General features: G+C 63.6%; 14 protein-coding genes. 7 read left to right on the forward strand and 7 right to left on the reverse strand.

The annotated features are described in order from the left end of the window. Position 1: 1 nt before the first annotated feature. The 5 genes from IE061_RS14855 to IE061_RS14875 all read right to left on the reverse strand — a co-directional run bounded on the left by IE061_RS14855 (position 2) and on the right by IE061_RS14875 (position 5,723). Complete coding sequence (locus IE061_RS14855; RefSeq protein ID WP_230478480.1) at positions 2–823, reverse strand: ABC transporter ATP-binding protein; 822 nt, start codon at positions 821–823, stop codon at positions 2–4. Next, positions 817–1,929, reverse strand: a complete 1,113-nt coding sequence (locus tag IE061_RS14860) for an MlaE family ABC transporter permease (protein WP_193461933.1) — start codon at positions 1,927–1,929, stop codon at positions 817–819. Before IE061_RS14860 ends, IE061_RS14855 begins: the two co-directional genes overlap by 7 nt. 84 nt (positions 1,930–2,013) lie before the next feature. Continuing rightward, positions 2,014–2,835, reverse strand: a complete 822-nt coding sequence (locus tag IE061_RS14865) for an IclR family transcriptional regulator (protein ID WP_016913914.1) — start codon at positions 2,833–2,835, stop codon at positions 2,014–2,016. Between the two features lie 101 nt (positions 2,836–2,936). Next, positions 2,937–4,145: a 3-oxoadipyl-CoA thiolase gene (locus IE061_RS14870; RefSeq protein ID WP_193461934.1), complete on the reverse strand. Its 1,209-nt coding sequence runs from the start codon at positions 4,143–4,145 to the stop codon at positions 2,937–2,939. Positions 4,146–4,190: 45 nt separating this feature from the next. After that, a complete protein-coding gene (locus IE061_RS14875) occupies positions 4,191–5,723 on the reverse strand; it encodes a 3-hydroxyacyl-CoA dehydrogenase (RefSeq protein WP_193461935.1) in 1,533 nt (510 codons plus the stop codon). Positions 5,724–5,965: 242 nt separating this feature from the next. Here IE061_RS14875 and IE061_RS14880 point away from each other — a divergent pair, with 242 nt between their 5' ends. The 7 genes from IE061_RS14880 (at position 5,966) to IE061_RS14910 (ending at position 13,463) form a co-directional block, all read left to right on the forward strand. Continuing rightward, a complete protein-coding gene (locus tag IE061_RS14880) occupies positions 5,966–7,117 on the forward strand; it encodes an acyl-CoA dehydrogenase family protein (protein ID WP_193461936.1) in 1,152 nt (383 codons plus the stop codon). Next, positions 7,117–8,718: a class I adenylate-forming enzyme family protein gene (locus IE061_RS14885; protein WP_096922943.1), complete on the forward strand. Its 1,602-nt coding sequence runs from the start codon at positions 7,117–7,119 to the stop codon at positions 8,716–8,718. Before IE061_RS14880 ends, IE061_RS14885 begins: the two co-directional genes overlap by 1 nt. Next, positions 8,715–9,185: a PaaI family thioesterase gene (locus IE061_RS14890; RefSeq protein WP_193461937.1), complete on the forward strand. Its 471-nt coding sequence runs from the start codon at positions 8,715–8,717 to the stop codon at positions 9,183–9,185. The genes IE061_RS14885 and IE061_RS14890 overlap by 4 nt, the downstream gene beginning before the upstream one ends. Next, positions 9,182–10,567 carry a hypothetical protein gene (locus IE061_RS14895; RefSeq protein ID WP_193461938.1) on the forward strand — a complete coding sequence of 462 codons (1,386 nt, stop codon included), beginning with the start codon at positions 9,182–9,184 and terminating at the stop codon, positions 10,565–10,567. Before IE061_RS14890 ends, IE061_RS14895 begins: the two co-directional genes overlap by 4 nt. A gap of 149 nt (positions 10,568–10,716) precedes the next feature. Continuing rightward, positions 10,717–11,466: an electron transfer flavoprotein subunit beta/FixA family protein gene (locus IE061_RS14900; protein ID WP_193461939.1), complete on the forward strand. Its 750-nt coding sequence runs from the start codon at positions 10,717–10,719 to the stop codon at positions 11,464–11,466. Positions 11,467–11,506: 40 nt separating this feature from the next. Further along, positions 11,507–12,433, forward strand: coding sequence for an electron transfer flavoprotein subunit alpha/FixB family protein (locus tag IE061_RS14905; RefSeq protein WP_193461940.1), 927 nt, complete (start codon positions 11,507–11,509; stop codon positions 12,431–12,433). A 70-nt stretch (positions 12,434–12,503) separates the two neighbouring features. Next, positions 12,504–13,463, forward strand: a complete 960-nt coding sequence (locus IE061_RS14910; RefSeq protein ID WP_193461941.1) for an NAD(P)H-dependent flavin oxidoreductase — start codon at positions 12,504–12,506, stop codon at positions 13,461–13,463. Here the strand turns inward: IE061_RS14910 and IE061_RS14915 are convergent. Together IE061_RS14915 and IE061_RS14920 are read right to left on the reverse strand one after the other, a co-directional pair. After that, complete coding sequence (locus tag IE061_RS14915; protein ID WP_193461942.1) at positions 13,445–14,224, reverse strand: enoyl-CoA hydratase/isomerase family protein; 780 nt, start codon at positions 14,222–14,224, stop codon at positions 13,445–13,447. The two genes, IE061_RS14910 and IE061_RS14915, sit on opposite strands and share 19 nt — an antisense overlap. A 10-nt stretch (positions 14,225–14,234) precedes the next feature. Beyond that, positions 14,235–15,353, reverse strand: coding sequence for an acyl-CoA dehydrogenase family protein (locus tag IE061_RS14920; protein ID WP_193461943.1), 1,119 nt, complete (start codon positions 15,351–15,353; stop codon positions 14,235–14,237).

Here is a 15,353-nt window from a genome sequence, read left to right on the forward strand (position 1 = left end):
CTCACTCCTCGCGGGAAGTCGGTTCGGCAGAGCGCTGCGCGGCGCGTCCACGGGGGCCATTGAAATAGTCCTGTATCCACTCGTCGTCGGTCTGGGCGACTTTCTCCAGGGTGTCGGCCACCAGCACGCGCTTCTGGGATAACACCGCGACGCGGTCGCAGGCGGCGTAGAGCGTGTCCAGGTCGTGGGTGACCAGAAAGACGCTGAACCCTAGGGCGTCTCTCAAGGTGACCAGCAGCTGATCGAAGGCGGCGGCCCCAATCGGGTCCAGCCCGGCGGTGGGTTCGTCGAGAAACAGAATGTCAGGGTCCAGGGCCAGGGCGCGAGCCAGCGCGGCGCGCTTGACCATGCCCCCCGACAGCGACTCGGGGAACTGTCGCGCAGCCTGCGGGGGCAGGCCGACCAGCGCCAGCTTGATGCGCGCCAGGTACTCGGCTTCTTCTCGGGACAGTTTAGCGTGCTCGATGAGGGGGAGCGCGACGTTTTCCTGTAGCGTCAACGAGCTGAACAGGGCGCCACGCTGGAAAAGCACGCCAAACCGCCGTTCGACCTGGCTGCGCTCGGCATCGCTCAGCTCGTCGAGCCGGTTGCCCAACACGTCGATGCGGCCCCCATCAGGCTTCTTGAGACCGACGATACTGCGTAGCAGTACGGATTTGCCGGTGCCCGACCCGCCGACCACGCCGAGAATTTCACCGCGCTGCAGCGTCAGGTCGAGGTCTTCGTGGACCACGTGGCTTCCAAAGCGGTTGACCAGCCCCTCGACGGTGATGGCCGCGTGGTCGTCTCGGTCATCGGGTGTCTTGTGGTGTTCCTTTACCATCCCATCTCCATGAAAAAGAGTGCCGCCAGGGCGTCCAGTAGAATCACCATGAAAATGGATTGTACGACGCTGGAGGTCGTATGGGTGCCCACGGACTGGGCACTGCCGCTGACCTTGAAGCCTTCCAGGCAGCCAATCACGGCAATCACGAAAGCAAACACCGGGGCCTTGCTCATGCCCACCAGAAAATGCGTCACCGAGACGTCGTTCTGGAGCGTGTCCATGAATTGGGTCAGGGAGATATCCAGCGAGAGGGTGGCGACCATGGCGCCACCGACCAGGCCACTGAGCATGCCGACGAAGGCCAGCAGGGGCAGGCTGATCAGCATGGCCATGACCCGGGGCAGCACCAGCAGCTCGATGGGGTCCAGCCCTTGGGTTTTGAGGGCGTCGATCTCCTCGTTGGATTTCATGGCCCCCAACTGCGCCGTGAAGGCGCTGGCAGTACGCCCCGCCAGCAGAATGGCCGCCAGCAGCACGCCGAATTCACGCAGGAAGGAAAACGCCACCAGGTCGATGGTGTACACCGTGGCCCCAAAGTCTTCCAGCACCGTGGCCCCGAGAAAGGCCACCACGGCCCCCACCATGAAGGTCAATAGGGCCACGATGGGCACGGCATTCAGGCCACTTTGCTGCACATGGGCCACCGTAGCGGTGATGCGCCAGCGGCTGGGCCGAAACACGAGCGGGGCGAAGGCCGCCAGCACCAGACCGATGAACCCCAGCAGTTGACGCTGCTGAGACCACAAACCGCTCATCTGCTGACCGATGGAAGCCAGCGCTTCGCTGACGCGAGAGGCGCGCGGTTGGTCATTTTCCAGCGGGGATGCCATGGCCTCGGCCAGACGCATCAGCAGAGCTTGCTGCGCGTCCGGTAGCTCGCTGGCCCACTCATTTACCTGCTTGGCGTTGTCAACGCCTACCAGCTCGATGACCAGCGCGGCGCCCGCCGTGTCCAGTTTGTCGAAGCCGGGCAGCTCGATAGACGCCTCAGAGACCTCCTGCTGTCGATTCAGCGTGTCTCTCAAGGCCGAATAGTGGCGAAGCGTCCATTCCCCGTGCAGCGCTATGTGATCATCGTGTTGCGTGACCCACTCGTTTGGCATCCTTGCTCCCTATGTGTCGACAAGGCGATTAATGCTCCATGATGCATTCAAACGAGCGTTAATGAAAGGTCGCCGGCAACGGGATTAACGTGAAGCCCCATATTTGGGGGCGAGTTCCTGCTTGATGCGGGCAGCGACCTCCTTGAGTCGTGGGCCAAGATTGTTGACCAGGCGATCATGATCCAGCCGCAGGCTGGAGCCGCCACAGTTGATGGCCATGACTTCCGCACCATCTTCCAGAATCAGTGGCATCGCCACCGCGCTGATATCCCGCTGCCAATCCTGTTCGGAGAGGCAGAAGCCGTATTCGGCATAGTCGCGCAGGCTCTGTTCGATGCCCGCCTGCAGGCGGGGCCAGTCGCTGCCATGAAACGCGGCCAGCTCTTGCATCACCTGATGGCGACGCTCGCCAGGCAGGCCGCATAGCCACGCGCGCCCAATGGCCGACGTGGCGATGGGCAGCCGGGAGCCCACGTCCAGGCGAATGATCAGCGGGCCGTGGCCATGGCAGGTTTCCAGATACACCATGTCGCTGCGGTCGGCGCTGCCCAGGCTGACGTTACAGTCGGTGGCATCGGCAAACTGCTGCAAGTGGGGGCGGGCGACTTCGCGTATCCCCATGTTGGCCAGAAAGCGGTAGCCCAGTGCCAGCACCCCTGGCCCCAGGCGGTACTTTTCCAGATGGCGGTTATGCTGCAAGTAGCCAAGCTGGGTCAGCGTGTAGGTCAGCCGTGACACCGTGGGGCGGGGAATGCGGGTGCGATTGGAGAGCTCCGCATTGCCCAAGTACTCCTCGCCCGTTCCAAAGGCGCGGAGCAGTTCCAGCCCACGCGCCAGCGCGGTGACGAAGTTGCGGTCTTTTTCGGAGGGTTGCGGCTCATCAGCAGCGGCGTCGGTGGGTTCCATCAAGCGTCTCGGCTAATCGTTCATTGAGTAGCAAGTATCGCATACCTGCGCTGGGGCGATGCAAAGCGTGATGACAAAGTGCCATCAACGCTTGGCCTGCGTCAGCGCTCCAGGCGCTCGATGATGGTGGCAATGCCCTGACCCACGCCGATACACATGGTCACCAGCGCATAGCGCCCGCCGGTGGCTTCCAGCTGGCGCAGGGCCGTGAGGGCCAAGCGCGCGCCCGAGGCACCCAGCGGATGGCCGATGGCAATGGCGCCGCCGTTGGCGTTCAGGCGTGGGTCGTCGGCGGAAAGCCCGAGCTGCTGAACGCAGCCCAGTACCTGCACCGCAAAGGCCTCGTTGATTTCGATGACGTCCATCTGTGCCAGCTCAAGGCCAGCCCGGGCCAGCGCTTTTTGCGACGCGGGCACCGGCCCCAGGCCCATTACCCGAGGGGCAACGCCCGCCACGGCGCTGGCCACGATACGGGCACGGGGGGCAATTCCGGCACGCTCGCCCGCAGCCAGGGTGCCGACGATCAGCGCCGCCGCCCCGTCGTTCAACCCGGAAGCGTTGCCTGCGGTCACGACGCCGTTGTCGAACAGCGCACCTAGCCTGGCCAGTTTCTCTTCGGTACTTTCCGGCCTGGGGTGCTCGTCCTTGTCCACCATCAGTGGCGGCTGTTTGCGCCCCTGGGGCACTTCGACGCCGAACATCTCGCCGTCATAGAAACCGTTGGCCAAAGCCTGGGCGTAGCGTGCCTGGGAGCGGGCGGCAAAGGCGTCGCTGGCGTCGCGGCCAATGTTCAGGTCGTGGGCGATGTTATCGGCGGTTTCCGGCATGCTGTGGCTGCCGTACTCTTTGGCAATCCACGGGTTGGGGAAGCGCGAGCCAATCACGGTATCGAACATGGGCTGATTGCGCGCGTAGGGAGAGTCGGCCTTGCCCAGCACGTAGGGCGCACGCGACATGGACTCGACCCCGCCCGCCAGGAACAGCTCGCCTTCGCCCAGACGCGCCGCCCGGGCGGCGTCCATCATGGCGGCCAGGCCGCTGCCGCACAGCCGGTTGACCGTCTGCCCCGCGACGTCGATGGGCAGGCCCGCCAGCAGCGCCCCGTGGCGGGCCACGTTGCGAGAGTCTTCGCCCGCCTGGTTGGTGCAGCCCGCCAGCACTTCTTCGTAGCTTTCTGGGGTAAACGGGTTGCGCGCCACCAGCGCTTTTAACGTCAATCCCAGTAACTCATCCGGGCGAATGGCCGCCAGGCTGCCGCCATGGCGGCCAAAAGGGGTGCGTATTCCGTCGTAGATATAAGCGTCTTGCATGGTTGTTCTCCTTGTTTGGGTGAGCCGTATCGGCAACTGGGGGTGTCAGCCCGTTGGCCCGTTCGTCAGGGACATGCCCAGCGCAGCGCGGCGGCGCAGCCACGGGCTGGGGCGGTAGCGGGGGTCGCCGGTGGCGTGCAGCAGGTTGTGCAAAATGGTCAGGATGCGCGAGGCGCCGTAGTGGTCGCCCATGCGTAGCGGGCCGAACGGATAGCCCAAACCGAGTTCTACCGCCCGGTCGATGGTGGCAGGCGCTGCGACCCCTTGCTGAGCGATATCCGCCCCGACATTGACGATGCAGGCCACCATCCGCTGCAGCACGAAGCCATTGCTGTCCTGAAGTGTGCTGACCGGCGTGCCATCGGCATTGAGCAGGCTGGCCGCAGCCTCGATGAAGCTTTCGCGGGTCAAGGGCGACGCCATCAGGCTGCGGCGCTTTGCAAGCCCTGCCAGCATGTCCACCGCCACGCACTGCTCGGCGTTCAGGCCCTGGCGTAGGGCGCACTGGGTGGTATCTTCACCCAGCGGTGTCAACAGGCACAGCGCCTCGGGAGAAGGCTGCTGCCCGCTCTCCAGCGGCCAACCAGCGGCCTCGACCAGCCCGGCAAGCTGAGTGGCGCTGTCCGAGTCCTCTCGGCTGATCCACACCGGGCAAGCAGGCGTCGCCCGGCGGGGGCGCTCCTCTGGCATCTGCTGCTGGCCCTCCACGTAGCGGTAGAAGCCTTCGCCGGTCTTGCGCCCCAGCAGGCCCGCCGAAAGCCGCTGGCGGGTCAGGGGTGAGGGCCGAAAGCGCGGCTCTTCATAATATTGGTGGTACACCGACTCCATCACCGCATGGGAAACGTCGAGACCGGTCAGGTCCAGCAGCGTGAATGGCCCCATGCGAAAGCCGCCTTGGTCGACCATGATGCGGTCAATGGTGGCGGGGTCGGCCACGCTCTCGCTCAGAATACGCAGCGCTTCGGTGCCAAAGGCGCGCCCGGCATGATTGACCAGAAAACCGGGGGTGTCGGTGGCCTGGGCGGTGAAGTGGCCCATGGCAGACCCCAGCGCATCGACCCGCTGGGTAACGCTGTGATCCGTTCTCAGCCCCGGAATCACCTCGACGATTTTCATCAGCGGTACTGGGTTGAAGAAGTGAAAGCCAATCACCCGTTCAGGGTGCTGGCAGGCGGCCGCAATCGCGGTCACCGACAGCGAAGAAGTGTTGGTGGCCAGCACGGCATCGTGGCGAACGATGCTCTCCAAATCGCCAAACAATTCCTGTTTGGCGTCCAGCTTCTCGACAATGGCTTCGACGACGATGTCGCAAGGGGCCAGGGCGGTGAGGTCGCGGGCCTCGACCAGTCGCTCGCCATACTGCTCGGCCTGAACCTGGGTCATTCGCTGCTTGTCGGCGCTGCGCTGCCATAATCCTTGAATAAAGGCTTTCGCTTCCGCCACCGCGCCTTCCTTGACATCAAATAGCATGACCTTCAGACCCGCCTGCGCGGCGAGCTGGGCAATGCCTCTCCCCATGGCCCCCGTGCCGACAATGCCGAGGGTGGTGAACGAATGGGCGATTGGGTCATTGGACATGGGTCAACATCCTCGCTGTGAGCGTTTTTGTTCTGCATTGCAAAATAGCATTTCGTTTATTGACTGCCATCCTAGGCTATGCAAAAGTGCCTGACAAGAGAGTGAGCGCTGGTTTCGCCATGCAAAACAATTAGGCGAGGCAGTGTGCAGGGCAGAGGTGTCGACCATCTATCAAGCGCATTGGCAGGCATCACTGCCCCGAAAACGCCAACCATAAAAATATCGTTGCCCCAGGAGCCGTCATGATCCGTGATCCCGAACTGCTGAATCAGTTGGTTGATACCATTGCCCGTTTCGTCCGGGAGCGTTTGATTCCCAATGAAGCCAGGCTGGCCGAAGAGGATGCAGTGCCACCCGAGATCCTGGCCGAGATGAAGGAGATGGGGCTGTTCGGACTGTCGATCCCCGAAGAGTACGGCGGCCTCGGGCTCACCATGGAAGAGGAAGCTCTGGTAGCCATGGAGATCGGCAAGACCTCCCCGGCGTTTCGTTCGGTGTTTGGTACCAACAACGGCATCGGCGCCCAGGGGATCTTGATCGATGGCACCGACGCACAGAAAGCCAAGTACGTGCCGCGGCTGGCCACCGGCGAGATTCTCAGCTCGTTCTGCCTCACCGAGCCCGACTCTGGGTCGGATGCTGCCAGCCTGCGCACCACCGCCGTCCGCGATGGCGACCACTACCTCTTGAACGGTACCAAGCGCTATATCACCAACGGCCCGGAAGCCGACCTGTTCACCGTGATGGCGCGTACCGACCCGGACAACAAAGGCGCGGGCGGTATTTCTGCGTTCATCGTTGAGGGTGATACGCCAGGCCTGATTCGTGGCCCCGCAGATAACAAGATGGGCCAAAAGGGCGCGCATACCTGCGATATCATTTTCGACAACTGCCGGGTGCCCGCTGAGAACATCATTGGCGGTCAAGAGGGCCAGGGCTTCAAGACTGCCATGAAGGTGCTCGACCGTGGGCGGCTGCATATCTCTGCGGTGTGCGTGGGCGTGGCCGAACGGCTGGTGGAAGAGTCGCTGCGCTACACCATGGAGCGCAAGCAGTTTGGCGCGCCGCTGGCAGAGCACCAGCTGGTGCAGGCGATGCTGGCGGATAGCAAGACCGAGGCCTATGCGGGCAAAACCATGGTGATGGACGCCGCCAGACGCAAGGACGATGGCGAAAACGTCTCCACCCTGGCCTCCTGCTGCAAACTGTTCTGTGCCGAAATGGTCGGCCGCGTGGCCGACCGGGCCGTACAGGTTCATGGCGGAGCAGGTTACATGTCGGAATACGCCGTAGAGCGCTTTTATCGCGATGTGCGTCTGTTCCGCATTTACGAAGGAACGACGCAGATCCAGCAGCTGGTGATTGCGCGCAACATGGTGCGGGAGGCGTCCTGATGGCTCTGTCGGTCCCTTACCAAGCGCCAGACGAGACGATCTTTGGTCGCTTAGCGAGCGAGCTGTTGGCGGAGCTACCCGAGCGCTTGAGCACCCGCGTGCTGGAAAACGCTCGGCGCCTGGCGGATCACCCTGCGCTGGTGGATGGCAGCGTCCGCTGGAGCTACGCCGAGCTGGGCCAGGAGATTCGGGCCGCCTGCGAGTGGCTGGGCGCCTTGGGCGTGCGCCCCGGCGACCGGATCATGACGGTCAGTGAAAACTGTCGGGCACTGGTGGTGTTGCTGTTGGCCGCCAGTGAACTGGACGTCTGGGTAGCCATCGTCAACTCGCGTTTGTCGGCGCAAGAGGTGGACGCGATTCGCGGGAATTGCCAGCCACGGCGTATCTTCTATACCTGCGAAGCATCTGCCGAAGCGGTTCAGCACGCCCAGCGCCACGCAGCCGACCGTTACCAGCACCCTCAACTGGGTAGCCTGGCCATTTCGCCACTGTGCGATAGTGAGCCCGAGCCCGTAGAAGCCAGCGGTGCCGAACAGGTGGCGGCGATGATCTACACCTCGGGCACCACCGGCACGCCGAAAGGCGTGATGCTCACCCATCGTGGCATTCTGTATATCGCCTCGATTTCCGGCGGCATGCGCCATCTCAACGAAGGGCAGCGGGTGTATGGCGTGCTGCCCATGTCCCATGTGTTTGGCCTCTCGTCGGTGTGCATGGGCTCGCTGTACAACGGGGCTTGCCTGTATACCGTGCCGCGCTTCGAGGCGCCGCACCTGCTGGCCACTCTGAAAGAGGAGCGCATTACCGTACTGCAGGGGGTGCCCGCCATGTACGCTCGGGCCCTGGAGTACCTGAAGCGCGAGCAGCGGGCGTTGGAAGCACCGGCGCTCATTTATATCTCGGCAGGCGGTTCACCCCTGGACAGCGATACCAAGACCCGGGTCGAGGCCGCGTTTGGCCTGACCCTGCACAATGGTTATGGCCTCACCGAAGCCAGCCCGACCATCAGCCAGACGCGTATCGACGACCGCCACCAGAGCAGCACCGTGGGCCGGGTGCTGCCGCTGCTGGAGTATCGGCTGGAGCCCTTGGGCAGTCACGGCACCACCGAGAACGCAGGAGAAGAAGTGGGCGAACTCTGGGTGCGTGGCCCCAACGTCATGAAAGGCTATTTCCGCCAGCCGGAGGCGACCCGCGCCACCCTGACGGAAGATGGCTGGCTCAATACCGGTGACATCGCCAGGCTGGATCACGACGATCGGCTCTACATCGTCGGCCGCAGTAAAGAGCTGATCATCCGTTCGGGCTTCAATATCTACCCGCCGGACGTGGAGGCGGTGATCAACGAGCATCCGGCAGTCACCTTGACCGCCGTGGTGGGGCGGCAGGTGGCGGGCAATGAGGAAGTGGTGGCGTTCGTGCAGTGCGAGCCGGGTATCGAGGTCGATATGGCCGAACTCAAAGCTTTCATTGCCGAACGGCTGGCGCCCTACAAACGGCCGACTCAAATTGTCTTGATGGAGTCACTGCCTTCCACCGCCAGCGGGAAAATTTTGAAAGGGCGGCTGCGGGATCTGGCCCAGCAGGAGAGCGCCTCATGAGCGAAACAGGCAGCCCAAGCGCCTCGACCACGCCCCAGGCGCTGATGGGCTATCACGAATTGCTGGGGATGCACGTAGTCGAGTGGCAAGAGGGGCGCGCGGTGGTGGAACTCACCATCGAGCCCAAGCACCTGAACCGCAGCGGCAACGTCCACGGCGGTGTGCTGGCCTCGATGCTGGATAGCGCGCTGAGCCTGGCGGGCCTGCACTGCGATGTGCCGGGCAACATTCGTCGTGGCATGACGCTGTCGCTGACCACCACCTTCGTGGGGCCCGCCCGGCAGGGCGTATTGCGCGCCACGGGCACTCTGCGCGGGGGCGGCCAAAAGACCTACATGACCAGCGGTGACATCGTCGATGACCAGGGCCGCCTCGTGGCCATGGGCGAGGGGTCGTTTCGCCGCCGCAGCGGCAGCGAGTCGGCTCACGGCATGCCGGACCCGCAGGCGGAGGAGCCAAACGAGTGAGCCCAGCCCGTGTGCGGGTCTCCTGTCTGCTGCTGGTAACGCTGGCCACCCTGGTCCATCTGGTAGGGGGCAACGTGCTGTGGCAGGCCGTGGGCATTGTCGCGCTGCTGCTTTACCTGTCGACCCTGCAGGGCCAGTTGACGCGCATGGCCAAGGGGCTGCTGTGTGCAGCGGGCCTTCTGACTTTGCTGGCGCTGTGGCGCTCGCCAACCCCTGGCCAACTGCTGTTCGAGGCAAGTGGGCGCTTTGCGTTCTTTGCCACTTTCGTGGTGGCGCTCAGTATGCTCAGGTTGCCCGCCTATCGCTCCCGTCTGGTGCGCCGCTGTGGCCAGAGCATGCTGCTGCAGCCCCCGGGCCGCCGCTACCCGATTCTCTCGCTGGGGTCGGCGCTGTTTGGGATCATTCTGAACATTGGCGTGCTCAACCTGTTTGCCGCCATGATCGAAAAGAGCAATACCCTGAGCGCCGCCCAGGGCCGTACCTGGGTGCAGCAGGCGCGCCAGCGTCGTATGATGCTGGCGCTATTGCGCGGCTTTTCGCTGGCCCCGCTGATTTCGCCCATGGGCATCGGGGTGGCCGTGGTGCTTTCCAGCCTTCCCCAGGTCACCTGGCTACAGCTTGCCCCTTACATTCTGGGAGCGGCTGGGCTGATTTTCATGACGGGCTGGGCGGTGGATTACCTGACGGGTCCGCATCCGCCCGCCAACAAATCCTCCGTTTCCCCCTCGCTGTGCCCTCTGGCCCAGTTCAGTGTGCTGCTGATCGGCATCGTGGCACTGGTGTTTTCGCTGGCCTGGCTGCTCGACGTGCGTCTGCCGATTGCCGCACTGCTGGGAGCCCCCAGCGGGGCGCTGCTATGGCTTGCCTGGCAGCGGCGCCGGCTGGGTTACGCCGGGCTGCCTGCAGCGCTAACGGCGGTTCATCGCCAGCTCCCCTGGCTGCTGTCGCCCAGCGCCAACGAGATCGTGGTGCTGGGGGCGGCGGGCTACCTGGGGCATCTGTGCGTGGGCCTGGTGGATACCCAGCAGCTTGGGCCGCTGCTGGCGGTGCTCGGCCCGCTGGGCACCTTCAACGCAGTCTTGGCGATGCTGATGGTCGTGGGGCTGGCGCAAATAGGCGTCAACCCCATCGTCACCGTGACGCTGCTGGTGGGCCTGCTGCCCACTCTGGACATCCCTGGGCTGACACCGGCGCTGATCGGGGCGTCGTTGATGGTGGGTTGGGCACTGGCGCTGATGTCGTCGCCCATGACGGCGTCGATGCTGATTCTGTCGCGCTTTACCGGCGTGCCCGCGACCCGCATTGGCTACCGCTGGAATGGGCGTTTTTTGGTGGCGTCGATTCCGCTGCTGGCGCTCTGGTTTGGCTGGTCGCCGTTTTAGCAGGCGGTCGTTGTCTGAAACGCTTGACCTTTGGCAGGCGTTTTTTTATTGTTTCTTTTATAAAGTGAAATATTATTTTACTATGCGGAATTAAGGCCTAAAAGCTGAAGAGCTAAAAAGCTGATGATTCAATCGTGGGAGCATGCCTTATGAAAATCCTCGTCGCGGTAAAACGCGTCATCGACTACAACGTCAAGATCCGCGTCAAGGCGGATCACTCCGATGTGGATCTGACCAACGTCAAGATGGCCATGAACCCCTTCTGCGAAATCGCCGTGGAAGAGGCCGTACGTTTGAAAGAGAAGGGGACAGCCAGCGAAGTGGTCGCCGTGACGGTAGGCCCCAAGGCTGCCCAGGAGCAGCTGCGCACCGCGCTGGCGCTGGGCGCCGATCGCGCCATCCACATCGAGACCGACGAGCGCGTCGAATCGCTGGCGGTGGCCAAACTGCTGGCCAAGGTGGTGGATGAAGAGCAGCCTGGTCTGGTGATTCTTGGCAAGCAGGCCATCGACACCGACAACAACCAGACCGGCCAGATGCTGGCGGCGCTGACCAATCTGCCCCAGGGCACGTTTGCCTCGGAAGTCGCCATCGATGGCGACAAGGTGAACGTGACCCGTGAAATCGACGGCGGCCTGCAAACCGTCGCCCTCACGCTGCCCGCCATCGTCACCACCGACCTGCGCCTCAACGAGCCGCGCTATGCCAAGCTGCCGGACATCATGAAGGCCAAGAAAAAGCCGCTGGACGTCAAGACCCCCGCCGACTATGGGGTCGAGGTCGCGTCGAACGTCACGCTGCTCAAGGTCGAGTCACCCGCCGAGCGCAAGGGCGGTATCAAGGTCGCCTCGGTGGACGAGCTGATCGATAAACTGAAAAACGAAGCCAAGGTGCTTTGACAACGTGCTTAGATAACGCGCTTTGAAAGGAACTGATCTCATGAGCATTCTGGTACTTGCCGACCTGCATGACGGCCAACTGGCCAGCGCCACCGCCCACGTCGTGGCAGCCGCCCAGGCGATCGGTGGCGATATCGATGTACTGGTCGCCGGTGAAGGCGTCCAGGCCGCCGTCGAAGCCGCCGCGACACTCGACGGCGTGAGCAAGGTGCGCGTGGCAGACAACGCCGTCTACGCCCATCAGCTTGCCGAGCCCATGGGCGCGCTGCTGGTCGCCCTGGCCGACGACTACACCCACGTGCTGACCAGCGCCTCCACCACCGGCAAGAACGTGCTGCCCCGGCTGGCCGCGCTGAAAGACGTCAGCCAACTGTCGGAAGTGATTGGCGTCGAGAGCGCCGACACCTTCCTGCGCCCGATCTACGCCGGTAACGCCATCGCCACGGTGAAAAGCGACGACCCGCTGAAAGTCATCACCGTGCGCACCACCGCCTTCGATGCGGTAGGCAGCGGCGGCAGCGCCAGCGTGGACGCCGTGGACGTGGTCGTCGACAACGCCCAGTCCCGTTTCGTGAAGCAGGAGCTGGCGCAGAGCGACCGCCCGGAACTCGGCGGAGCCAAGGTCGTCATCTCCGGCGGCCGCGGCATGGGCAACGGCGAAAACTTCAAACTGCTGGACGGCATTGCCGACAAGCTGGGCGCCGCCATTGGCGCGTCTCGTGCGGCGGTGGATGCAGGCTTCGTGCCCAACGACATGCAGGTGGGCCAGACCGGCAAGATCGTCGCCCCCGAGCTCTACATTGCCGTGGGCATCAGCGGCGCGATTCAGCACCTGGCGGGGATGAAAGACTCCAATGTGATCGTGGCGATCAACAAGGACGAAGAGGCCCCGATCTTCCAGGTAGCCGACTACGGCCTGGTGGGGGATCTGTTCGAGATCCTGCCGGAGCTGGAGAGCAAGCTGTAAACCTCCTCTAAAAAGCCCCGAAAGGGGCTTTTTTCGCATCCAGCTTTTAATAACAATTAGCGAGTAGCTTATGCTGACCCAACTGACTGCCTCAATGACGCTGCCGGTCATCGGCTCTCCCATGTTCATCGTTTCCGGCCCTGAGCTGGTCATTGCCCAGTGTCAGGCGGGGATTATTGGCGCGTTTCCGGCGCTGAACGCCAGGCCTGCGGAAGTGCTTCGGGAGTGGCTGCAGCAGATTACCTCGACGCTGGACGCCTATGACGCTCAGCACCCGCAAGAGCCCGCCGCACCGTTTGCGGTGAATCAGATCGTGCACCCCACCAATGACCGCCTGGACCACGATGTAGCGCTGTGCGCGGAGTTCAAGGTGCCGCTGATCATCACCAGCCTGCATGCGCCCAACCGGGTGGTCGAGCAGGTACACGCCTACGGCGGCCAGGTGTTTCACGATGTGACGACGATCAGGCACGCCCAAAAAGCCATCGATGCCGGAGTGGATGGGCTGATTCTGGTGTGCCATGGCGCAGGCGGCCATGCGGGGCGGCTCAACCCCTTTGCCTTCGTGGCCGAGGTTCGGCAGTTCTACGATGGGCCTCTGGTGCTGGCGGGTGCGATTACCAAAGGCGAGCAGATCGCCGCCGCGCAGGCGCTGGGCGTGGACATGGTGTATATGGGCACGCGCTTCATTGCTACCCGGGAAGCCAATGCCCAGCCTGCTTATCAGCAGATGGTGCTGGAGGCTGCTGCCGGGGATATCGTCTACACCAACCTGTTTACCGGCGTGCACGGCAACTATCTTCGCCAGAGCATCGAGCTGGCCGGGCTGGACCCGAATGCGCTGCCCGAGGGCGACAAGAGCGCCATGCGCTATGGGTCAGGTGGCAGCAGCAAAGCCAAGGCATGGCGGGATATTTGGGGCGCAGGGCAGGGGGTGGGCGGTATCACGACGCTCAACAGCGTGGCCGATGAAGTGGCCACCCTGCGTGTGGATTACCAACAAGCACGGGATCAGTTGCGACGGCGCTGACGAAAGGCGGCCACGCGCGCTTGAAAATCCTCCGTGGTTTTACAGGCATCCTGCAGCGAGCCTTCCAGCGTCAAGGTGTCGTCGAGCGACAGGTTGGCTGCCTGTCGCAAGGCGCGTTTCGTGGCTCCCAGTGCCTGGGGAGATTGCGCCACCAGCGCCTGCGCCAGCCCTCGGGCCTCCGCTAGCACCTGATCATCCTCCACCACTCGATTGGCCAGACCAAGCGCCACGCAGCGCTCGGCGTCGATGGGGGTGGCCAGCGCCGCCATTTCAAAGGCCTGGGCATGACCCAGCTTGCGCACCAAATGCCAGCATGCGCCGCCATCAGGAATCAGGCCAATAGTGATAAAAGCCAGCTTCAGGTACGCCGAGCGGCCCATGACCACCATGTCGCTGGCCAGCACATAGGAGACGCCAATCCCTGCAGCGGCACCGCTGACCGCTGCGATCACCGGTTTCTCCATGGTCATCATGGTGCGCAGGGCAGGAAGAAAGAGCGTCGCCAGCCGCTCGCTGGCGGGCTGTGTGGTGGCTTTCTCGAACTCTGCCAGGTCGGCACCGGCGCAGAAGGCGCTGCCTTCGCCGCTGAGAATCACGCAGCGCACCTGTGAGTCCGCCGCCGCCCTGGCAAGGGCTTCGTTGAGTGCCAGGGCCGTGGGCTCGTTGAGGGCATTGCGCACCGCTGGGCGCGCAATGGCGATGTGGGCAATACCGTCTGCCGTTGGGTGGACCCGCACGAGCGGCGTGGCTTGCTGACTCATATTCGGCTCCTCAGGCAGCGTCCAGCTGTTCGCTCAGCGTTTCAAGGTGGAAGTCGCTATCGCCCAGGTAGTGATCGAACATGACCAGGTGCTTGGCGTAGTGGGCCACGTAGCACTCTTCGGTCATGCCCATGCCGCCGTGCAGCTGAATGGCCTGTTCGGCGATGAAACGCGCTGATTCACCGCAGTACGCCTTGGCCGCGGCCAGCTTGGCATCCCGTTCCTGGGCGGGCAGCGAGAGGCTGGTGGCGGCAAGAATCGCCATGGAGCGCGACTGCTCTAGGTGCAGGTGCATGTCCACCATGCGGTGCTGCAGCGCCTGAAACGTGGCCAGCGGCAGGCCAAACTGCTTGCGCTCTTTCAGGTACGCCAGCGTCTGGTCGCAGGCGGTTTCCATGGCACCGATGGCGCCGGCGCACAGCGCTGCCCGGCCCAGGGCCAATACCTCTGCCAGTGCCTCACCGGCGTCTTCGCTCAGGCAGTGCTCCAGCGGCAGGGCCACGTCGTCCAACATCATGTCACCGGCGGGCTGGTCATCCATGGTGCGATAGGTGCGCTGCGAAACGCCCTGGGCATCGGCAGGCACGATGAACACGCCTAACTGGCCATTGGGCAGTTGGGCGGTAACCAGCGTGGCGGCGGCATTGGCCAGGTTCATGACCACGTCCTTGCGGCCGTTGAGCAGCCACTGGCCGTTGTGCTGGCGCGCGTGGGTCGATATATCGAACGCGTCATAGCGGGCGGCGTGCTCTTGCCAGGCCAGGGCAAGCTGGTGTTCACCTTCCAGTAATGGGGCCAGCCAGCGTGCCTGCTGTGCTGGACTGCCACATAGCGCCAGCAGTTGCCCCGGCATGACCAGCCCAAACAGGTAGGCTTCCGGGACCAGGCCGCGCCCCAGTGCCTGCATGATGATCATCAGGTCGGTGCCGTCGCCGCCCAGCCCTCCCACGTCTTCGCTGAACGGCATATGCAGCAGCCCCAGTTCGGCAAAGGTGCGCCACAGGGGGCTGGCGGCGTGTGACGGCGCTTCCAGCAGGGCGCGGCGTTGTTCAGGGGATACCTGGTCGGCCACCAGGCGTGTCAGTGTCTCTTCGAGCATGCGCTGCTCGTCGGTGAGTGCGAAATCCAT

This window comes from Vreelandella hamiltonii (assembly GCF_014651795.1).
Taxonomy (GTDB): Bacteria; Pseudomonadota; Gammaproteobacteria; order Pseudomonadales; family Halomonadaceae; genus Vreelandella; species Vreelandella hamiltonii.

Excerpts from the sequence above, each read along its gene's own strand:
- IE061_RS14855 (WP_230478480.1), bottom strand. The coding sequence starts at position 823 with ATGGTAAAGGAACACCACAAGACACCCGATGACCGAGACGACCACGCG.
- IE061_RS14860 (WP_193461933.1), bottom strand. The coding sequence starts at position 1,929 with ATGCCAAACGAGTGGGTCACGCAACACGATGATCACATAGCGCTGCAC.
- IE061_RS14865 (WP_016913914.1), bottom strand. The coding sequence starts at position 2,835 with ATGGAACCCACCGACGCCGCTGCTGATGAGCCGCAACCCTCCGAAAAA.
- IE061_RS14870 (WP_193461934.1), bottom strand. The coding sequence starts at position 4,145 with ATGCAAGACGCTTATATCTACGACGGAATACGCACCCCTTTTGGCCGC.
- IE061_RS14875 (WP_193461935.1), bottom strand. The coding sequence starts at position 5,723 with ATGTCCAATGACCCAATCGCCCATTCGTTCACCACCCTCGGCATTGTC.
- IE061_RS14880 (WP_193461936.1), top strand. The coding sequence starts at position 5,966 with ATGATCCGTGATCCCGAACTGCTGAATCAGTTGGTTGATACCATTGCC.
- IE061_RS14885 (WP_096922943.1), top strand. The coding sequence starts at position 7,117 with ATGGCTCTGTCGGTCCCTTACCAAGCGCCAGACGAGACGATCTTTGGT.
- IE061_RS14890 (WP_193461937.1), top strand. The coding sequence starts at position 8,715 with ATGAGCGAAACAGGCAGCCCAAGCGCCTCGACCACGCCCCAGGCGCTG.
- IE061_RS14900 (WP_193461939.1), top strand. The coding sequence starts at position 10,717 with ATGAAAATCCTCGTCGCGGTAAAACGCGTCATCGACTACAACGTCAAG.
- IE061_RS14905 (WP_193461940.1), top strand. The coding sequence starts at position 11,507 with ATGAGCATTCTGGTACTTGCCGACCTGCATGACGGCCAACTGGCCAGC.
- IE061_RS14910 (WP_193461941.1), top strand. The coding sequence starts at position 12,504 with ATGCTGACCCAACTGACTGCCTCAATGACGCTGCCGGTCATCGGCTCT.
- IE061_RS14915 (WP_193461942.1), bottom strand. The coding sequence starts at position 14,224 with ATGAGTCAGCAAGCCACGCCGCTCGTGCGGGTCCACCCAACGGCAGAC.
- IE061_RS14920 (WP_193461943.1), bottom strand. The coding sequence starts at position 15,353 with ATGGATTTCGCACTCACCGACGAGCAGCGCATGCTCGAAGAGACACTG.